Source organism: Ferrovibrio sp. GW821-FHT12B10 (genome assembly GCF_058807515.1).
In genome coordinates this window covers 1-18195 of record NZ_JBXAQT010000002.1, presented here as the reverse complement: position 1 = coordinate 18195, position 18195 = coordinate 1, and the positions used below count along the sequence as shown (strand labels likewise).

At 62.4% G+C, this 18195-nt stretch carries 31 protein-coding genes and 1 pseudogene; 1 reads left to right on the top strand and 31 read right to left on the bottom strand.

Annotated elements, in window-relative coordinates; translation table 11 throughout:
* Positions 1-31: 31 nt before the first annotated feature.
* From AC1RRT_RS17730 to AC1RRT_RS17720, 3 genes are all read right to left on the bottom strand, one after another.
* On the bottom strand, positions 32-397 hold the full coding sequence (locus AC1RRT_RS17730; protein WP_493015210.1) for a hypothetical protein: 366 nt from the start codon (positions 395-397) through the stop codon (positions 32-34).
* Between the two features lie 114 nt (positions 398-511).
* Complete coding sequence (locus tag AC1RRT_RS17725) at positions 512-1801, bottom strand: replication-associated recombination protein A (RefSeq protein WP_493015663.1); 1290 nt, start codon at positions 1799-1801, stop codon at positions 512-514.
* Positions 1802-1848: 47 nt separating this feature from the next.
* Positions 1849-3282: a DegQ family serine endoprotease gene (locus AC1RRT_RS17720; protein WP_493015209.1), complete on the bottom strand. Its 1434-nt coding sequence runs from the start codon at positions 3280-3282 to the stop codon at positions 1849-1851.
* 97 nt (positions 3283-3379) lie between these two features.
* On the opposite strand from AC1RRT_RS17720, the gene AC1RRT_RS17715 reads away from it, so the two are divergent.
* Positions 3380-3838, top strand: coding sequence for a PAS domain-containing protein (locus tag AC1RRT_RS17715; RefSeq protein WP_493015208.1), 459 nt, complete (start codon positions 3380-3382; stop codon positions 3836-3838).
* An 84-nt stretch (positions 3839-3922) separates the two neighbouring features.
* On the opposite strand, the gene rplQ is transcribed toward AC1RRT_RS17715, so the two are convergent.
* From rplQ to AC1RRT_RS17575, 28 genes and pseudogenes are all read right to left on the bottom strand, one after another.
* Positions 3923-4345, bottom strand: coding sequence for a 50S ribosomal protein L17 (gene rplQ / locus AC1RRT_RS17710; RefSeq protein ID WP_493015207.1), 423 nt, complete (start codon positions 4343-4345; stop codon positions 3923-3925).
* A 35-nt stretch (positions 4346-4380) separates the two neighbouring features.
* Entirely contained in the window at positions 4381-5397 is a 1017-nt protein-coding gene (locus AC1RRT_RS17705; RefSeq protein ID WP_493015206.1) for a DNA-directed RNA polymerase subunit alpha, read from the bottom strand.
* A 131-nt stretch (positions 5398-5528) separates the two neighbouring features.
* Positions 5529-5921 (bottom strand): 30S ribosomal protein S11, encoded by a 393-nt coding sequence (rpsK, locus tag AC1RRT_RS17700; RefSeq protein ID WP_493015205.1) that lies wholly within the window; start codon positions 5919-5921, stop codon positions 5529-5531.
* A 38-nt stretch (positions 5922-5959) separates the two neighbouring features.
* Entirely contained in the window at positions 5960-6337 is a 378-nt protein-coding gene (gene rpsM / locus AC1RRT_RS17695) for a 30S ribosomal protein S13 (RefSeq protein ID WP_341894650.1), read from the bottom strand.
* A 190-nt stretch (positions 6338-6527) separates the two neighbouring features.
* Positions 6528-7178 (bottom strand): adenylate kinase, encoded by a 651-nt coding sequence (locus AC1RRT_RS17690; RefSeq protein WP_493015204.1) that lies wholly within the window; start codon positions 7176-7178, stop codon positions 6528-6530.
* Positions 7175-8521 (bottom strand): preprotein translocase subunit SecY, encoded by a 1347-nt coding sequence (gene secY / locus AC1RRT_RS17685; protein ID WP_493015203.1) that lies wholly within the window; start codon positions 8519-8521, stop codon positions 7175-7177. Before secY ends, AC1RRT_RS17690 begins: the two co-directional genes overlap by 4 nt.
* Positions 8522-8609: 88 nt before the next feature.
* On the bottom strand, positions 8610-9125 hold the full coding sequence (gene rplO, locus AC1RRT_RS17680; RefSeq protein WP_493015202.1) for a 50S ribosomal protein L15: 516 nt from the start codon (positions 9123-9125) through the stop codon (positions 8610-8612).
* Between the two features lie 51 nt (positions 9126-9176).
* Positions 9177-9389, bottom strand: a complete 213-nt coding sequence (gene rpmD, locus AC1RRT_RS17675; protein WP_492983558.1) for a 50S ribosomal protein L30 — start codon at positions 9387-9389, stop codon at positions 9177-9179.
* Between the two features lie 5 nt (positions 9390-9394).
* Positions 9395-9970 (bottom strand): 30S ribosomal protein S5, encoded by a 576-nt coding sequence (gene rpsE, locus AC1RRT_RS17670; RefSeq protein WP_493015200.1) that lies wholly within the window; start codon positions 9968-9970, stop codon positions 9395-9397.
* Between the two features lie 16 nt (positions 9971-9986).
* Complete coding sequence (gene rplR, locus AC1RRT_RS17665) at positions 9987-10358, bottom strand: 50S ribosomal protein L18 (protein ID WP_492983562.1); 372 nt, start codon at positions 10356-10358, stop codon at positions 9987-9989.
* 11 nt (positions 10359-10369) lie between these two features.
* On the bottom strand, positions 10370-10903 hold the full coding sequence (gene rplF, locus AC1RRT_RS17660; RefSeq protein WP_493015199.1) for a 50S ribosomal protein L6: 534 nt from the start codon (positions 10901-10903) through the stop codon (positions 10370-10372).
* A gap of 10 nt (positions 10904-10913) precedes the next feature.
* Positions 10914-11309 carry a 30S ribosomal protein S8 gene (rpsH, locus tag AC1RRT_RS17655; protein ID WP_492983566.1) on the bottom strand — a complete coding sequence of 132 codons (396 nt, stop codon included), beginning with the start codon at positions 11307-11309 and terminating at the stop codon, positions 10914-10916.
* Positions 11310-11321: 12 nt separating this feature from the next.
* Positions 11322-11627, bottom strand: coding sequence for a 30S ribosomal protein S14 (rpsN, locus tag AC1RRT_RS17650; protein ID WP_493015198.1), 306 nt, complete (start codon positions 11625-11627; stop codon positions 11322-11324).
* A gap of 20 nt (positions 11628-11647) precedes the next feature.
* On the bottom strand, positions 11648-12178 hold the full coding sequence (rplE, locus tag AC1RRT_RS17645; protein WP_493015661.1) for a 50S ribosomal protein L5: 531 nt from the start codon (positions 12176-12178) through the stop codon (positions 11648-11650).
* Between the two features lie 26 nt (positions 12179-12204).
* Positions 12205-12528, bottom strand: a complete 324-nt coding sequence (gene rplX / locus AC1RRT_RS17640; protein ID WP_493015197.1) for a 50S ribosomal protein L24 — start codon at positions 12526-12528, stop codon at positions 12205-12207.
* A 3-nt stretch (positions 12529-12531) separates the two neighbouring features.
* Positions 12532-12900: a 50S ribosomal protein L14 gene (gene rplN / locus AC1RRT_RS17635; RefSeq protein ID WP_297686983.1), complete on the bottom strand. Its 369-nt coding sequence runs from the start codon at positions 12898-12900 to the stop codon at positions 12532-12534.
* 36 nt (positions 12901-12936) lie between these two features.
* Positions 12937-13173 (bottom strand): 30S ribosomal protein S17, encoded by a 237-nt coding sequence (gene rpsQ / locus AC1RRT_RS17630; protein ID WP_492972841.1) that lies wholly within the window; start codon positions 13171-13173, stop codon positions 12937-12939.
* An 11-nt stretch (positions 13174-13184) separates the two neighbouring features.
* On the bottom strand, positions 13185-13379 hold the full coding sequence (gene rpmC / locus AC1RRT_RS17625) for a 50S ribosomal protein L29 (RefSeq protein ID WP_493015196.1): 195 nt from the start codon (positions 13377-13379) through the stop codon (positions 13185-13187).
* A gap of 3 nt (positions 13380-13382) precedes the next feature.
* On the bottom strand, positions 13383-13802 hold the full coding sequence (gene rplP, locus AC1RRT_RS17620; RefSeq protein ID WP_493015195.1) for a 50S ribosomal protein L16: 420 nt from the start codon (positions 13800-13802) through the stop codon (positions 13383-13385).
* A 17-nt stretch (positions 13803-13819) separates the two neighbouring features.
* Positions 13820-14524: a 30S ribosomal protein S3 gene (rpsC, locus tag AC1RRT_RS17615; protein ID WP_492983580.1), complete on the bottom strand. Its 705-nt coding sequence runs from the start codon at positions 14522-14524 to the stop codon at positions 13820-13822.
* Between the two features lie 119 nt (positions 14525-14643).
* A pseudogene (gene rplV, locus AC1RRT_RS17610) lies at positions 14644-15015 on the bottom strand (50S ribosomal protein L22); the annotation flags it as partial.
* A 2-nt stretch (positions 15016-15017) separates the two neighbouring features.
* Positions 15018-15296, bottom strand: a complete 279-nt coding sequence (rpsS, locus tag AC1RRT_RS17605; RefSeq protein ID WP_492983582.1) for a 30S ribosomal protein S19 — start codon at positions 15294-15296, stop codon at positions 15018-15020.
* 19 nt (positions 15297-15315) lie between these two features.
* Positions 15316-16152, bottom strand: a complete 837-nt coding sequence (gene rplB / locus AC1RRT_RS17600; protein WP_493015194.1) for a 50S ribosomal protein L2 — start codon at positions 16150-16152, stop codon at positions 15316-15318.
* 3 nt (positions 16153-16155) lie between these two features.
* Positions 16156-16449, bottom strand: a complete 294-nt coding sequence (locus AC1RRT_RS17595) for a 50S ribosomal protein L23 (protein WP_492972835.1) — start codon at positions 16447-16449, stop codon at positions 16156-16158.
* Complete coding sequence (gene rplD / locus AC1RRT_RS17590; protein ID WP_493015659.1) at positions 16446-17066, bottom strand: 50S ribosomal protein L4; 621 nt, start codon at positions 17064-17066, stop codon at positions 16446-16448. The genes AC1RRT_RS17595 and rplD overlap by 4 nt, the downstream gene beginning before the upstream one ends.
* A 23-nt stretch (positions 17067-17089) precedes the next feature.
* Positions 17090-17773, bottom strand: coding sequence for a 50S ribosomal protein L3 (gene rplC, locus AC1RRT_RS17585; protein WP_493015193.1), 684 nt, complete (start codon positions 17771-17773; stop codon positions 17090-17092).
* A gap of 13 nt (positions 17774-17786) precedes the next feature.
* Positions 17787-18095, bottom strand: a complete 309-nt coding sequence (rpsJ, locus tag AC1RRT_RS17580; protein ID WP_144257943.1) for a 30S ribosomal protein S10 — start codon at positions 18093-18095, stop codon at positions 17787-17789.
* Between the two features lie 30 nt (positions 18096-18125).
* Positions 18126-18194, bottom strand: a complete 69-nt coding sequence (locus tag AC1RRT_RS17575) for an EF-Tu C-terminal domain-related protein (RefSeq protein WP_071531421.1) — start codon at positions 18192-18194, stop codon at positions 18126-18128.
* Position 18195: the final 1 nt, after the last annotated feature.

Sequence of the window (18195 nt, the reverse complement as noted above, 5' to 3'; positions counted from 1 at the left end):
AATTGATACTCTGACTGAAAGACGAAACTGCTTAGCGCCAGACGCGGCGCAGGCGATCTTTTTCCTGAGGCTCTTCCGGCGGCGTCTGAACGACTGGCTCAGCCGCCTTCAGCCGCGCCTTCTCGGCCTGGCGCGCGATCCATTCCTGCCGGCGCTGCTCATGGCCTTCGACCGACTGGACCTCAATTTCACATTCTTGGCCAGCCTGAAAGATAATCTGACGCGTCACATTCTTGAACTGCGCCAGCTTGCCATAGAAGCAGTCGTCACGGCTGGGAACCTGCCCCGGCACGTAGAAGGCCTTTTCCTTCGGCCCGTTGACGGCATGGTTCATCAGCCCTGCGAGAACCAGCAGCCCGAGAATCACACCACCATATAGGCCGAGCTTTTGCAGCACGGAGAACCTGCCCAGAAATTTGACGAGTGCGGACGGCATAGTCCAAAAATATACCAAATTAGTTTAACGGTCAGCGGTTGTAACTTGGTTAACGCCGCTGGAACGCTGCCGGGGTTATTCGCCCTCACCTTGGCGCCGGGTCCGCAGCTTCTGCCAGTACTCCAGCCTTTTCTGGATTTCCCGCTCAAATCCTCGCTCCACTGGCCGGTAGAAGTTTTGCCGCTCCATATCCGAAGGGAAGTAGTTCTGGCCCGAAAAGCCGTCCTCGGCATCGTGGTCGTAATTGTAGCCGGCGCTGTAGCCCAGTTCCTTCATCATCTTGGTCGGCGCATTCAGGATGTGCATCGGCGGCATCAGCGAGCCATGCTCCCGCGCGGCCCGCTTGGCCGCCTTCTCTGCCTTATAAGCCGCATTGGATTTCGGCGCCGTCGCCAGATAGATCACCGCCTGCACCAAGCCAAGCTCGCCTTCAGGCGAGCCGAGAAAGTCGTACATGTCCTTGGCAGCCAGGGCCTGCAGCAACGCATTGGGATCGGCCAAGCCGATATCCTCAGCCGCGAAGCGGACCAGACGGCGCGTGATGTATAGCGGATCCTCGCCGCCGGCCAGCATGCGCGCCATCCAGTAGAGCGCCGCATCGACATCGGAGCCGCGCAGTGACTTATGCAGCGCCGAGATCAGATTGTAATGTTCATCTTGGGTCTTGTCGTAGATCGGCGCGCGTTTCTGCAGCGTCTCGGCCAAGCGCGCCGGATCAAGCGGCTCAGTCTCGGCCGGCAGCGTGTAGATCTGTTCCGCCATGTTCAGCAGATAGCGGCCATCGCCATCGGCCATGGCGCGGAGCGCCGCACGAGCCTCAGATGTCAGTGGCAGCGGGCGCTCCTCGATTGCTTCGGCGCGGGCCAGCAGCGCTTCCAATGCCGTATCGTCAAGACGATGCAGAACCACGACGGAGGCCCGCGACAACAGCGCCGAGTTGAGCGCGAAACTGGGGTTCTCGGTGGTGGCACCGACCAACACCACGGTGCCGTCTTCCACATAAGGCAGGAATCCATCCTGCTGGGCGCGATTGAAGCGATGGATTTCGTCAACGAACAGCAGCGTGCGCTTGCCCTGTGTGCGACGTTCGCGTGCCGCCTCAAAAACCTTGCGCAAATCCGCAACACCGGAGAAAACGGCCGAGAGTGGCGCGAATTCCAGCTCGGTGGCATCGGCCAGCAGGCGCGCGATCGAGGTTTTGCCAGTGCCTGGCGGGCCCCAGAGGATCAGGCTGGCCAGCTTTTTGGCCTGCACCATGCGGGCCAGCGGCCCCTCGCCCTTCAGCAGATGATCCTGCCCGATGATGTCATCGAGCGTGCGCGGGCGCAGGCGATCGGCCAGCGGACCAGCCGGCGGCGTTTCCATGCCGGCGGCGCTGAACAGCGTCTCTGCGGTGCCGCCCGCCTTCTTGCTCATGCACGCACCGAGAAGGACAGCAGTTGCTTGCCGCGCCGCAGCACCACGGTCCACTGGTTACCGCCGCGCAGGATGCCCTGCAGGCTGCGCACATCGGCGACGTCCTGGTTATTGATCTTGACGACGATGTCTCCTACGCGCACCCGCAAGCGGTTGGACGGCGAACCTGGCGCGATATCGGTGACGATCACACCGCGCGCCAAGGTATCGATGCCGATCTCCTCGGCAAAAGCCGGCGACAGGTTGGCCACCGTGGCGCCCGATAGCGGCTGATTGCCGGTAAGCTGCGTCCGGTCGCGCGGCGGTATCTCGGGCGCTTCTGTCAGCGCGACCTGCAAAGTTTGCCGCTGGCCGCGGCGCATGATGTCGACGCGCGCCGTGTCGCCCAATTTGCGGGTGGCAATACGAAAACGCAGCGCCTGCGGATCGTTGACCTCACGACCGTCGATGGCCAGCACGACGTCGCCGACGCGCAGGCCGCCGCGCTCCGACGGACCGCCGCGATAGACCTCGCTGACCAGCACGCCATTCGGGCGCGTCAACCCCAGGCCCTGGGCGATCTCGGAGGTGACGGTCTCACCTGTGGCGCCGAACCAAGGGCGTCGGATGCCCTTCCCCGCCATGGCGCTGGCAACCGTCGACGAAACCAGATTGGCCGGGATGGCAAAGCCGATGCCGACCGAGCCACCCGACTGGGAAAAGATCGCTGTGTTTATGCCGGCGATCCGGCCATCCAGCGTGAGCAATGCGCCACCGGAATTGCCAGGATTGATTGCCGCATCGGTCTGGATGAAAGACTGCGCGGTCAGGTCGTCTGAGATGGCGCGGCCGACAGCGGAGACGATGCCCTGTGTCACCGTCTGCCCCACGCCGAAGGGATTGCCGATGGCGACCACCAGGTCACCAACTTGCAGTTCGTCGGAATCACTGAACTCCAGATACGGCAGGGTCTCTCCCCGCACATCGATGCGCAGCACGGCCAGATCGGAGCGCGGATCGGCGGCGATTACCCTGGCCTCGAACTCACGACGATCGCTGAGCGCCACCACGATCTCGGTCGCGCCGTCGATCACGTGATTGTTGGTCACGATGATCCCTTCGGACTCGACAATCACACCCGAGCCCAGCGACTGTGCAACCCGCTCGCGCGGCTGACCGCCGCCCGGCATCTGGTCGCCGAAAAAGCGACGGAAGAACGGGTCATCCATCAGGGGTGAACGTTGCACGCGCTCGACCCGGCGCGTGTAGACGTTCACCACAGCCGGGGCCGCACGCTGTACCAGCGGCGCGAAACTGAACTGGATCTCGGCGCGGCTGGCCGGCACGCGCGGTTGCGGCTGCGCACCTGCCGACTGCGCACCAGACTGGGCTGCCGGCAGCAGGGCCAGGAGAGAAATGGTCAGAATTCTGAGGATGGCTGCGCGTGTCATGACCGTGCTTAAATAAGGATGTTTCCGAAAGGTTTTCAATGGGGCGCCCCCATCAACAATTAACCCCGTCTTCATTCCCAGCCGGGATGCTGGTGTCATGAACCTGGAACAGCCGCTCCTGCAGCAGCTTTACGCCTACTGGGACACCAAGCGCGCCGGCGGCACACATCCCGGCCGCGATGCCATCGATCCCCTGGAGCTGCGTTTCATTCTCGGCAGCCTGATCCTGATCGATGTGGAGGCAGACCCGACCCGCTTCCGCTACCGCCTGTTTGGTAGCGACGTCGCCTACCGCCAGGGCTTCGACATGACGGGCAAGTATCTCGAGGATCATCCATGGCCGGAGCTGGCCGCGCTGGCGCGCGACGCCTACATGCAGGTGCTGCAGACCCGCAAACCGGCGTTGATCCGCCGCAAGGGCGTGATCGACGAGCAATATGTCGATCATCATTCGTTGGTGCTGCCGCTGGGCCAGAGCCGGGTCGAGATGCTGTTGATCGGCGTGATTTTCGCCCCCATCTCCGAGGAAGAGATGGCGCAGGACCTACGCTCCTAGACACACCCTCGTCTCTCTCTGCGGCAGACAAAAAAAATGGCGGGCACCGGGCCCGCCATTTTCGTATCAGGTGATCGAAGCGCCTCAAGCGGCGGCTTCGGCCTCGGCAGCTTCCTGCACCGGGCCCGAATCCTGGCCCTTGGCGGAAACGTCACGATCGATCAGCTCAACGACGGCGAGCGGCGCAGCATCGCCATAGCGGAAGCCGGCCTTCAGCACGCGGCTATAGCCGCCGTTGCGCGAGGCATAACGCTCGTTCAGGGTCGAGAACAGCTTGTCCACGGCTGCCTTCTCCGGCAGGAAGGACAGCGCCTGACGACGGGCGTGCAGATCGCCGCGCTTGCCGAGCGTGATCAGCTTGTCGATCAGCGGCTTCAGCTCCTTGGCCTTGGGCAGCGTGGTGGTGATCTGCTCATGCTTGATGAGCGACGCCGCCATGTTGCCAAACATCGCACGGCGATGAGCGCTGGACTTGTTCAGTTTGCGGCCGGCATTGCGGTGACGCATAGGGACTCTCCTCGATCTTCGTCAGGCGGACAGGATCAGTATTGATCCTGAAGCTTCTTCGCCAGTTCCTCGATATTCTCCGGCGGCCAGTTGGGAACATGCATGCCAAGATGCAGACCCATCTGAGCCAGAACTTCCTTGATCTCGTTCAGCGACTTGCGGCCGAAGTTCGGCGTGCGCAGCATCTCTGCTTCGGTCTTCTGGATCAGATCACCGATGTAGACGATGTTGTCGTTCTTGAGGCAGTTGGCCGAACGCACCGAGAGCTCGAGCTCGTCGACGCGGCGCAGCAGGTTCGGATTGAATTCCGGCTCGCTGGCGACCTTCTCACGCGATTCAGCCTTCGGCTCTTCGAAGTTGATGAAGAGCTGCAGCTGGTCCTGCAGGATGCGGGCAGCATAGGCCAGCGCATCGTCCGGCTTGATCGCGCCGTTGGTTTCCATCTGCATGGTCAGCTTGTCATAGTCGAGAATCTGGCCCTCGCGGGTGTTCTCGACCTTGTAGGAGACCTTGCGAACCGGGCTGTACAGCGCGTCCACCGGAATCAGGCCGATCGGCGCATCTTCCGGGCGGTTGGCAGACGCAGGCACGTAACCCTTACCGGTCTCGACGGTCAGTTCCATGCGGATGGTGGCGCCGGCGTCCAGCGTGCACAGCACGTGGCTCGGGTCCATCACTTCGATGTCGTGACCGGTCTCGATCATCTTGGCGGTGACTTCGCACGGACCCTGGGCGTTCAGGTGCATGCGCTTCGGGCCTTCGCCGTGCATCTTCAGCGCCATCGACTTGATGTTCAGCACGATGTCGGTGACGTCTTCACGCACGCCAGGGATCGACGAGAATTCATGCAGCACGCCGTCGATCTTGATGGACGTGACAGCAGCCCCCTGCAGCGACGACAGCAGCACGCGACGCAGCGCGTTGCCCAGCGTCAGACCAAAACCACGCTCCAGCGGTTCGGCAACGATAGTCGCGGTCCGGCCCGGCACAGCGCCCGGCTCGATAACCAGCTTGTTCGGCTTAATCAGATCGGTCCAATTCTTCTGGATCACCTTAACCTCGTTCGGTTGCGGCGGGAGCGGAACTCCGCCTAGACCACCTCGGTTGCGACAACAGCCGCCTTGAAGAGGCGGCCGGCCGCGTTGTTCTTTTCTGCGCCGGACCTAAATCCGGCGCGGACCGTTTAGATGCGGCGACGCTTCGGCGGACGGCAACCGTTATGCGGGATCGGCGTCACGTCGCGGATGCTGGTGATGACGAAACCGACGGCCTGCAGAGCGCGCAGCGCGGACTCGCGACCCGAACCCGGGCCCTTCACCTCGACCTCGATGGTGCGCACGCCATGCTCGGCAGCGCGACGACCGGCCACGTCGGCCGCGACCTGCGCGGCATACGGGGTCGACTTGCGCGAGCCCTTGAAGCCCTGGCTGCCAGCCGACGACCAGGCAATGGTATTGCCCTGCGCGTCGGTGATGGTGATCATCGTGTTGTTGAACGAAGCATTCACATGCGCAACGGCAGAGGTGATGTTCTTCTTTTCCTTGCGCCGGGGGCGCGCGGCCTTGTCCTTGACCATGGGGATCCTGCAGTCCTTCGAAAACGGGGGCTAACGATTTATCGCGCGGCTTTCTTCTTGCCGGCGATAGCGACAGCCTTGCCCTTACGGGTACGGGCGTTGGTATGGGTACGCTGACCGCGGACCGGCAGGCCCTTGCGGTGACGCAGGCCGCGATAGCAGCCCAGGTCCATCAGACGCTTGATGTCCATCGCGATCTCACGACGGAGGTCGCCTTCAACCTTGTAATCGCGGTCGATCGTCTCGCGAATCTGCAGCACCTCAGCATCGGTCAGCTGATTGACGCGGCGCTCCGACGGGAGCCCCACCTTCTCGCAGATTTCTTTCGCCTTCACCCGGCCGATGCCGTAGATGTAGGTCAATGCGATCTCGACCCGCTTGTTGGTCGGAATGTTCACGCCAGCAATACGCGCCACGCTTTTTCTCCTCGAATCACTCATTCCGGCCTGACCGGAACGATCACTTGGGCGACATTTAGACACGAGACAAACCCAACGAAGTCAATGACTTACGTCGGGATCCGCTGCCTCTTATCCTGCTCGCGCCCCTTGCCCAAGGGGCGCGATTATAGAAACTCTTCCTACTCAGTCAACTACTTAAGTGCGGTCAGAGCGATGCTAAAACCGCCTCAATCTGACTGGTAACCTCGTCAATTTCAGCCATCCCGTCGACCCGCTTCAGGATACCTCGTCCGTCGTAATATGGGAGCAAGGGAGCGGTCTGCTCGTGATAGGCCTTCAGCCGGGGGACCACAGTCTCTGCCTTGTCGTCCGCCCGGCGGGTAAACTCGGTCGAGCCGCAACGGTCGCATACACCGGGCTGCTTGGTCGGCTGGAATTTGTCGTGATAACCCGCCCCACACTTGGCGCAGGTGAATCGGCCGGTAATCCGCTCAACCAGAATGGAGTCATTGACCTTCATTTCAATGACGGCATCCAGGCGGAGCTTGCGCTCGGCCAGCATCTTGTCGAGGGCTTCGGCCTGCTTGGTGGTGCGCGGGAAGCCGTCCAGGATAAAGCCCTTGCGGCAGTCCGGCTGGTCGATCCGGTCGGCGATGATGCCCACCACGATCTCGTCCGAGACCAGGGCGCCGCTGTCCATGATCGCCTTGGCCTTGAGGCCGATAGCGGAGCCGGACTTCACTGCAGCGCGCAGCATATCCCCGGTCGAGAGCTGGACCAGGCCATGCTTGCCCATCAGGCGCTGCGCCTGGGTGCCTTTGCCGGCGCCCGGCGGTCCGAGCAGGATCAACCTCATTTCCGCGCTCCCCTCAGCTTGGCCTTCTTGATGAGGCCCTCATACTGGTGTGCCAGCAGATGCGACTGGATCTGTGCCACGGTATCCATGGTCACGCTGACCACGATCAGCAGCGAGGTGCCGCCGAAATAGAACGGCACCGAATACTGCGAGATCAGGAATTCCGGCAGCAAGCAGACCGCGGAGATGTAGGCGGCACCAACGACCGTCAGACGGGTCAGCACGAAATCGAAATACTCGGCGGTGCGCTGGCCCGGACGGATGCCCGGCACGAAGCCGCCGTACTTCTTCAGGTTATCCGCGGTTTCGGTCGGATTGAATACGACAGAAGTATAGAAGAAGCAGAAGAACACGATCAGGGCGACGTAGGTCGCCATGTAGAGCGGCTGGCCATGGCCCAGCAGCGTGGTCACGGTGGTGACCCAACCAGGCGCGCCGGCACCGGCACTGAACTGCGCGACGGTCGCCGGCATCAGCAGCAGCGAAGACGCGAAGATCGGCGGAATGACGCCCGAGGTGTTGAGCTTCAGCGGCAAATGCGAGCTCTCGCCGCCAAACATGCGGGCGCCCTGCTGACGCTTGGGATATTGCACAAGGATACGGCGCTGGGCGCGCTCCATGAACACGATGAAGGTGATCACGCCGACGATCAGGATCATCAGGAACAGAATGAAGAAGGTGCTGAGCGCGCCAGTGCGACCGAGCTCAAGAGTCGCGGCCATGGCACGCGGCAGCTCGGCGACGATGCCGGCGAAGATGATCAGCGAGGTGCCCTGGCCGATGCCGCGCTGGGTGATCTGCTCGCCCAGCCACATCAGGAACAGCGTGCCGCCGGTGAGCGTCACAACGGTGACGAGACGGAAGAACATGCCCGGATCGAGCACGGCGCCACCCCGGCTGCCGGTCATGCCTTCAAGGCCAACCGCAATGCCATAGGCCTGCACGATCGCCAGGGCGACGGTGCCATAGCGGGTATACTGGTTGAGCTTCTTGCGGCCCGCCTCGCCTTCCTTCTTCAGCGCTTCGAGCTGCGGCATGATTGCCGTCAGCAGCTGCACGATGATGGAAGCCGAGATATACGGCATGATGTTGAGCGCGAAGATGGTCATGCGCTCAAGCGCGCCGCCGGCGAAGACGTTGAACATCCCGAGGATGCCACCGGCCTGCTGACGGAAAATATCGGACATGATCTGCGGGTCGATGCCCGGCAGCGGAATATAGGTGCCAAGCCGGTAGACGATCAGCGCGCCGATCGTGAACCAGATGCGCTTCTTCAGTTCGGTCGCTTTGCTGAAGGCCCCGAGATTGAGGCTGCCAGCCATGCGTTCCGCTGCCGATGCCATATGTGCGAACCCTAAAATCCGACCGCGTGAACCTGAGACGGACGGCGGGGCTTTTTGAGCCCCGCCTCCGGACCTGAAAAGATCTGACTTACTTCTTCTTGCCCTTGGCCTTCTTCTCGGCCTTCGGCTCGGCTTCCGCCTTCGGCGCAATCAGCACGGTGATGCTGCCGCCGGCCTTCTCCACCGCCGCCTTGGCGGTCGCCGAAGCGCCGCTGACGGTGATGGTGATCTTGGCCTTCAGCTCGCCGGTACCAAGCAGGCGCACGCCGCCCGACTTGCGCGAGCACAGGCCGGCCTTCTTCAGCGCCGCTTCGTCGATCGGCTGCGTGGCATCGAGCTTCTTCTTCTCGATGGCCGACTGCAGGCGGCCGATGTTCACGGTCTCGAACGAGACCGGGTTCAGCGGATTGAAGCCACGCTTCGGCAGACGACGATAGATCGGGGTCTGACCGCCTTCGAAGCCCTTGATGCTGACGCCGGTGCGGGCCTTCTGCCCCTTGACGCCGCGGCCCGAGGTCTTGCCCTTGCCGGAACCGATGCCGCGACCGACGCGCATGCGGTTCTTGCGGGCGCCCTCGTTGTCGGCAATCTGATTGAGACGCATGTTTCTAACCCTTCCGCTCGGGCCGGCCATGAAAGACCGACCGCTTAATCCTTAGCCTTCGACCTGAAGCAGGTGCTGCACCTTGGCGATCATGCCGCGCACCGAGGGTGTATCCTCGAGCTCACGGGTCTGATGCAGCTTGCGCAGACCCAGACCGACCAGAGTGCCCTGCTGGTCAGCAGTGCGCTTGTTGGCCGAACGGATCCAGGTAACCTTGACCGTCTTGCCGGCCGCCTTGGCGGCCTTCTTCTTTGCCGGAGCCATATGACTTACTCCTCGGTCTCAGACTTGCGGCCGAGAATGTCGGCCACCTTCTTGCCGCGCTTCGACGCGATGTGACGCGGTGCGTTGAGCTGCTTCAGCGCCTCGAAGGTCGCCTTGACCATGTTATGCGGGTTGGAGCTGCCGAGCGACTTGGTCACCACGTCAGCAACGCCCAGGGTCTCGAACACGGCGCGCATCGGACCGCCGGCGATGATGCCGGTGCCCGGAGGAGCCGAGCGCAGCACAACCTTACCGGCGCCATGACGGCCCTCGATGTCGTGATGCAGCGTGCGGCCTTCGCGCAGCGTGACGCGGATCATATTGCGCTTCGCATGCTCGGTGGCCTTGCGGATCGCTTCCGGCACTTCACGGGCCTTGCCCGAACCGTAACCGACGCGGCCCTTCTGGTCACCGACGACGACGAGAGCGGCAAAACCGAAGCGACGACCGCCCTTCACCACCTTGGCGACGCGGTTGATGCTTACCAGCTTGTCGACGATATCGCTCTCACCACGATCGCGATCACCACCGCGGTCGCCGCGTTCGCGGTCGCCTCGTTCAGCCCGTTGAGTAGCAGCCATGATACCCGAACCTTTCTTAGAAACTCAGACCGGCTTCGCGCGCAGCCTCGGCGAGCGCCTTGATGCGCCCATGATAGAGGTACGCACCGCGGTCGAAGGTCACCTCCGTGACGCCAGCGGCCTTGGCGCGCTCGGCGATCAGCTTGCCCACCTGCGAAGCGGCGGCCGTATCGGCACCGGTCTTCAGCGAGCCGCGCAGACCGGACTCCAGCGAAGAGGCCGACACAACGGTCACGCCCTTCACGTCGTCGATGACCTGGGCATAGATGTAACGCGACGAGCGATGCACGCTCAGGCGCGGACGGCCATGGGCCGCCTTGACGATACGAGTCCGGTTGCGGGCCTTGCGGCGGGCAGCCAGATCGTTCATGCGAGTCTTGTTGCTCATCGTCGCGATCCTTACTTCTTCTTGCCTTCCTTGCGGAGGATAGTCTCGTTGGCATACTTGATGCCCTTGCCCTTATAGGGCTCCGGCGGCTTGATCGAGCGGATGTCCGCCGCGACCTTGCCAACGAGCTGTCGGTCCGCGCCCGAAATCTTGATCGAAGTGGGCTTTTCCACCTTGATCTCGATGCCGGCCGGAATGGGATAAATAACCTCGTGGCTGAAGCCCATGTTCAGCTGCAGGTTCTTGCCCTGCATCGCCGCACGCAGACCGACGCCGTTGATTTCCAGTTCCTGGTTGAAGCCGTCCTTGACGCCTTTGACCAGATTGCTGACCAGGGTCCGCTGCATGCCCCACATGGAACGCGAGCGACGGTTCACCTGGCGCGGCTTGACGGTGATCTTGCCGTCAACGAGCGTGACGTCGAGATCCTCGACGATGGTGAGCTTGAGCTCACCCTTCGGACCCTTAGCGGTCAGGGTCTGGCCGGCCAACTGGACCTGCACTCCCTGCGGCACCGGAACCGGATGCTTGCCGATACGCGACATGATCGACTCCTTAGAACACGCGGCAGAGGACTTCGCCGCCGACATTGGCAGCGCGGGCCTCAGCGTCGGACATCACACCGCGCGGGGTCGACAGGATCGAAATCCCGAGACCGCCACGAACCTTGGTGAGGTCCTTGATACCGGAATAAACGCGACGACCAGGCTTCGACACGCGGTCGATGGTCTTGATCACCGGCTCGCCCTCATAATACTTGAGTTCGATGCGGAGATTGCGCTTGTTGGCTTCTTCCTGCAGCTCGTAGCCGCGGATGTAGCCTTCCTTCTTCAGCACTTCGAGCACGTTCATACGCAGCTTCGAAGCCGGGCTGGCGATAGTCGCCTTGCCCGCCTGCTGCCCGTTACGGATACGGGCCAGCATATCGCCCAGGGGATCGGTCAGAGCCATCTCTTGCTCTCCTTACCAGCTCGACTTGACCATGCCGGGGATCTGGCCATTCGAGGCCAGCTCACGCAGCATGTTGCGCGACAACTTCAGCTTGCGATAAACGGCACGCGGACGGCCGGTCAGTTCGCAACGGTTGCGCACACGGATCTTCGCGGAGTTGCGCGGCAGTTCGGCCAGCTTCAGGGCCGCCTCGAAGCGCTCTTCCGGAGTGATGCTCTTGTTCTTGATCGTCGCCTTCAGCTTCGCACGCTTGGCGGCATACTGAACCGACAGCCTGCGGCGGCGCTCGTTTTTCTCAACAGAACTCGTCTTTGCCATATCGGGCGTCCCTTCTCGGCTCAGTTCTGGAACGGCATGCGGAAAGCGGCCAGCAGAGCCTTGGCTTCCTCATCCGTCTTCGCCGTGGTGCAGATGATGATGTCCATACCGCGGACATCAGCGACCTTGTCGTAATCGATCTCAGGGAAAATGATCTGTTCCTTGAGGCCGAGCGAGTAGTTGCCACGACCGTCAAAGCTCTTGCCATTCACGCCGCGGAAGTCACGGACGCGCGGCAGCGCGATGTTGATCAGGCGATCCAGGAACTCGTACATGTGCTCGCGACGCAACGTGACCTTGCAGCCGACGCCCTGGCCTTCGCGGAGCTTGAAGTTCGCGATCGCCTTGCGGGCCTTGGTCAGCACCGGCTTCTGGCCGGTGATGGCGGCCATTTCAGCGGCGGCGGCAGTCAGCTTCTTGGAGTCCTGCGCGGCTTCGCCCACGCCCATGTTGACGACGATCTTGTCGATCTTCGGCACTTCCATGGCGTTCTTGTAGCCGAACTTCTCCATCAGCTGCTTGCGCACCTGGGTTTCGTAGATGTCTTTCATACGCGGATTGGCCATGTCAGCCTCCATCAGCGATCGATGACTTCGCCGGAGCGCTTAGCAACGCGCACCTTGCGGCCATCATCGAGGAGTTTCACACCAACGCGGGTCGGCTTGCCGTCCTTGGGGTCGGCGAGCATCACGTTGGAAACATGCAGCGGGGCTTCGCGCTGCTCGATGCCACCAGCCGCAGCGCGGCTCGGCTTGACATGCTTGGTCACCTTGTTGGCGCCAGCGACGGTCACGCGATTGCTCTCGCGGCTGACGCTCAGCACCTCACCGGTCACGCCCTTGGAGCGACCAGTGATCACGACGACCTTGTCGCCCTTCTTGATCTTCATAGCTTCGGCCATGGCTTACAGAACCTCCGGCGCCAGCGAAATGATTTTCATGTGACCCTTGCCACGCAACTCGCGGGTCACCGGGCCGAAGATACGGGTGCCGATCGGCTCTTCCTGCTTGTTGATCAGCACCGCAGCGTTGCGGTCGAAGCGGATGGCGCTGCCATCAGCACGACGGATTTCCTTCGCGGTGCGAACGATGACGGCGCGATGCACGTCACCCTTCTTCACCTTGCCGCGCGGAATGGCGTCTTTCACGGAGACGACGATGACATCGCCGACCTGCGCCGTCTTGCGCTTCGAACCGCCCAGCACCTTGATGCACTGGACTCGGCGCGCGCCCGAATTATCGGCGACGTCGAGATTGGTTTCCACCTGGATCATTGGACCTGTACCTCGCTAAATATCTTTATGTGCGGTTCAGGAAGCGTTTTCGACGACGATCCAGCGCTTCAGCTTGGAGATCGGCTTCGATTCCTGAATCGACACAACCTCGCCCTCTTTCCGAGAATTGTTCTCGTCATGGGCATGGTAGTTCTTCGAACGACGGATGAACTTCTTGTACACTGGGTCCATGATGCGGCGCTCGACCTTCACAACGATGGTCTTGTTGCCCTTGTTGCTCACCACGACGCCCTGCAATACGCGCTTCGGCATCTCTTCTCTCCTTACGCCTTCTTGGCGACGGCCGTCAGGGCCGTCCGCACACGGGCGATGTCGCGACGCACCTGGGTGACGCGCGCGGTGTTCTCAAGCTGGCCGGTCGCCTTCTGGAAGCGCAGGTTGAACTGCTCCTTCTTCAGGTCGACGAGCTTGGTGGCCAGCTCATCCTTGGTCTTGCCGACCAGTTCGTTACCCTTCATGGCTTACGCTCCCTCACCAATACGAGTGACGACCTTGGTCTTGATCGGCAGCTTGGCGGCGCCAAGCAGGAAGGCTTCCTTGGCGAGAGTCGCCGGGATGCCGTCCAGTTCGAACATGATGCGGCCGGGCTTGACGCGGCACACCCACAACTCCGGCGAACCCTTGCCCGAGCCCATGCGGACTTCGGCAGGCTTCTTCGAAACCGGCAGATCGGGGAACACGCGGATCCACATGCGGCCCTGACGCTTGATGTGACGGGTGATCGCACGACGGCAGGCCTCGATCTGGCGGGCGGTGACGCGCGCCGGCTCCAGAGCCTTCAGGCCGAAGGCGCCAAAATTCAGATCGGTGCCGCCCTTGGCGACGCCCTTGATGCGGCCCTTAAAGGCCTTACGGAACTTAGTACGCTTGGGTTGCAACATGTCTCGTTACTCCCGGCTCAACCCTGGCGGCCCTGATGACCCTGGTGACCCTGGGTCTGCTCAGCCATACGCTTGTCCTGCGCCATCGGGTCATGGGCCATGATTTCACCCTTGAACACCCACACCTTCACGCCGCAGCTGCCATAAGCAGTCTTGGCGGTGGCGCGGGCGAAGTCGACATCGGCGCGCAGCGTGTGCAGCGGCACGCGACCTTCGCGATACCACTCGACGCGGGCGATTTCGGCGCCGCCGAGACGGCCGCTGCAGGTGATGCGGATGCCACCGGCGCCCAGACGCATCGCCGACTGCACGGCGCGCTTCATGGCACGGCGGAACGCCACGCGGCGCTCCAGCTGCTGGCCAATATTCTCGGCAACCAGCTTGGCGTCCAGCTCCGGCTTGCGGATCTCGACGATGTTCAGGTGCACTTCAGACTTGGTCATCTTGGCCAGGTCGGAACGCAGCTTCTCGATGTCGGCGCCCTTCTTGCCGATCACCACGCCCGGACGTGCCGAGTGGATGGTGATGCGGGCCTTCTTGGCCGGACGCTCGATGACGATGCGGGCGACGCCGGCCTGGGCCAGGCGCTGCTCGAGATACTTGCGGATCTTCAGATCCTCATGCAGCAGACCGGCATATTCCTTGTCGCTGGAATACCAGCGGGAATCCCACGTGCGGTTGATGCCGAGGCGAAGCCCGATCGGATTGACTTTCTGACCCATTACGCCTGCTCCTGCGCTTCAGCCTTCTTCGCCTTCGGGGCCGACTTGGCCTTCTTGGCGGGGGCTGCATCAGCCTTTTCGGAAGTCGCCTTGGCCTTCTTGGCCGGCGCCTTCTTCTCTTCTTCGCGCTCGCGCACCACGATGGTCAGGTGGCTGAACGGCTTCTGGATGCCGGCGCCGCGGCCGCGCGCACGGGCATGGAAGCGACGCATAACCAGACCTTTGCCCACGCTGGCTTCCGACACAACCAGACGGTCGACGTCGAGCTGGTGGTTGTTCTCGGCATTGGCGATCGCCGACTGCAGGACCTTCTTGACGTCCTGGGCGATGCGACGCTTGGAGAAACTCAGCTCGGACAGAGCCGCCTCGACCCGCTTACCGCGGATCAGGCCGGCAACCACACCAAGCTTGCGCGGGCTAACACGGATGTTGCGCCCGATGGCCATGGCCTCGGTCTCGCCGAGGCGGGATTCGCGTGCCTGCTTGCTCATGGTTACTTCTTCGCCTTCTTGTCGCCGGCCGTATGACCCGGGAAGGTGCGGGTCGGCGAGAACTCGCCGAACTTATGCCCCACCATTTCCTCAGTCACGTTCACCGGGATGAACTTGTTGCCGTTGTGCACGCCAAAGGTCAGGCCGACGAACTGCGGCATGATCGTCGAGCGGCGCGACCAGGTCTTGATGACCTCCTTGCGGCCCGAAGACTGAACCTTGTCGGCCTTCTTCAGCAGATACCCGTCGACGAACGGGCCTTTCCAGACAGAACGAGTCACGATCTACCTCCTAGCCCGATCAGCTGTGCTTGCCCGACGGGCGGCGGCGCAGGATCATCTTCTGCGTCCGCTTGTTGTTACGGGTACGCTTACCCTTGGTGTTCTTGCCCCACGGGGTCACCGGATGGCGACCGCCCGAGGTACGACCTTCACCACCGCCATGCGGATGGTCGATCGGGTTCATGGCAACGCCGCGCACGGTCGGGCGGATGCCCATCCAGCGCTTGCGGCCGGCCTTGCCCAGATTTGTGTTCTGGTTATCCGGGTTGGACACCGCACCGATCGTGGCCATGCACTCGGCCTGCACCAGTCGCTGCTCGCCCGAGGTCAGGCGAACCAGGGCCATGCCCTGATCCTTGCCAACCAGCTGGACGAAGCTGCCGGCCGAACGGGCCATCTGGCCGCCCTTGCCCGGCTTCATCTCCACATTGTGGATGATGGTGCCGACCGGGATCGACTTCAGCGGCATCGCATTGCCCGGCTTGATGTCGGCCTTCTCACCCGCCACCACGCGGTCGCCAACCTTCAGGCGCTGCGGAGCGATGATGTAGTTCAGCTCGCCGTCATCGTACTTGATCAGCGCGATGAACGCGGTGCGGTTCGGGTCATACTCGATCCGCTCGACAGTCGCGCCGATATCGAACTTGCGGCGCTTGAAGTCGATCATGCGATAGCGGCGCTTGTGGCCACCACCGATATGACGGGTCGTGATGCGACCGAAATGATTGCGGCCACCGGTCTTCTTCAGGCCTTCGGTCAATTCCTTGACCGGACGACCCTTGAAGAGCTGCGAGCGGTCGATCAGGACCAGCTGGCGGGTGGACGGCGTAACCGGCTTAAAATTCTTCAACGCCATGGTTTAGATCCCCGTCGTCACGTCGATCTTGTGGCCATCGGCGAGGGTAACCATCGCCTTCTTCCAATCTGAGCGCTGGCCCAGCTCGCCACGAAACATCTTGACCTTGCCCTTAACACGCAGGGTGTTGACGGCCTTCACCTTGACCTTGAACAGCGCCTCGATGGCGGCCTTGATCTCGGGCTTGGTGGCCGACAGCGGCACCTTGAAGGTGACCTGGTTGTACTCGGAAGTACGGGTCGCCTTTTCGGTGATCACCGGCGAAAGGATCACATCGTAGTGGTTCACGTTGCTCATTTCAGGCGAGCCTCCAGAGCCTCAACCGCGGCCTTGGTCAGAACCAGGGTGTCACGGCGCAGGATGTCGTACACATTGGCGCCCTGCTCCGGCAGCACGTCGACATGACGCAGCATGCGCACAGCGCGAGCGAAGTTTTCGTCCAGCGTGTTGCCGTCGATGACCAGGGCGTTATCCAGGCCCAGGCCCTTGAACTTGCCAGCCAGTTCCTTGGTCTTGCCGGCCTTCAGAACGGCGCTGTCGACGATCTTCAGCTTGCCTTCGGCCAGCTTGGTCGACAGAGCGGTCTTCAGCGCGAGCTTGCGGACCTTCTTCGGCAGATCGATGGCATGGCTGTGCGGCACCGGGCCGAAAGCCTTACCGCCGCCGCGGAACTGCGGAGCGCGGATGCCACCATGACGGGCGCCACCGGTGCCCTTCTGCTTGATGATCTTGCGGGTCGAACCGGCAACCTCACCATAGGTCTTGGTCTTGTGCGTGCCTTGCTGGCGCTTGGCAAGCTGCCAGATCACATAGCGCTGCAGCAGGTCGGCGCGCGGCGGCAGGCCGAACACGTCCGCGGACAGCGTAAGCTTGCCCGAGTCCTTGTTCTCCAGCGTCGTCACGGCGATTTCGATTTTATCGGCCATGGTTATCTACCTTACTTCTCGGCGGACTTCAGAGCGGCCGGCATGGGCAGATCCTTGGCGGCCGGCTTCTTCACCGCGTCACGGATAACCACATACTGTCCCTCGGAGCCCGGGATGCTGCCCTTGACCATGATCAGGCCGCGGGTCGCGTCGGTACGCACGATCTGCAGGTTCTGCTGCGTGCGCTGACGGTCACCCATATGGCCGGCCATCTTCTTACCCTTGAAGACCTTGCCCGGATCCTGGCGCTGACCGGTCGAACCATGCGAACGGTGGCTGATCGACACGCCGTGGCTGGCTTCCAGACCACGGAAATTGTGCCGCTTCATGACACCGGCAAAGCCCTTACCGATGGTCGTGCCGGTCACGTCAACGAACTGGCCGACGAGGAAATGCTCGACCGACAGTTCGGCGCCGACCTCGACCAGGCCTTCGGCCGGGACGCGGAATTCAACGACCTTGCGCTTCGGCTCCACATTCGCCTTGGCGAAGTGGCCGCGCAGGGCCTTGGACACATTCTTAGGCTTGGCAGCTTCGATGCCGAGCTGAAGAGCGGTGTAACCGTCCTTCTCCTCGGTGCGCTGCGCCACAACCTGGCAGTTGTCCACCTTCAGCACGGTCACCGGCACGTGCGTGCCGTCGTCCGTGAACAGCCGGGTCATGCCCAGCTTGCGTGCAACCAATCCGGTCCGCATGGGTTCCGTTCCCTTACAGCTTGATCTCGACGTCCACGCCGGCGGCGAGGTCGAGCTTCATCAGCGCGTCCACCGTCTGCGGGGTCGGGTCGACGATGTCGAGAAGACGCTTGTGGGTGCGAATCTCGAACTGCTCGCGCGACTTCTTGTCGACGTGCGGCGAACGGTTCACCGTGAACCGCTCGATATGGGTCGGCAGCGGGATCGGACCGCGCACGCGCGCACCGGTGCGCTTGGCCGTGCTGACGATCTCGCTGGTGCTCTGGTCGAGCACGCGATGATCAAACGCCTTGAGGCGAATGCGGATATTCTGGCTATCCATGTCTCTCTATCCTGGTTCGCTCGGCGTAACTTACGCGATGACCTTGGCGACGACGCCGGCGCCGACGGTGCGGCCGCCTTCGCGGATCGCGAAGCGCAGA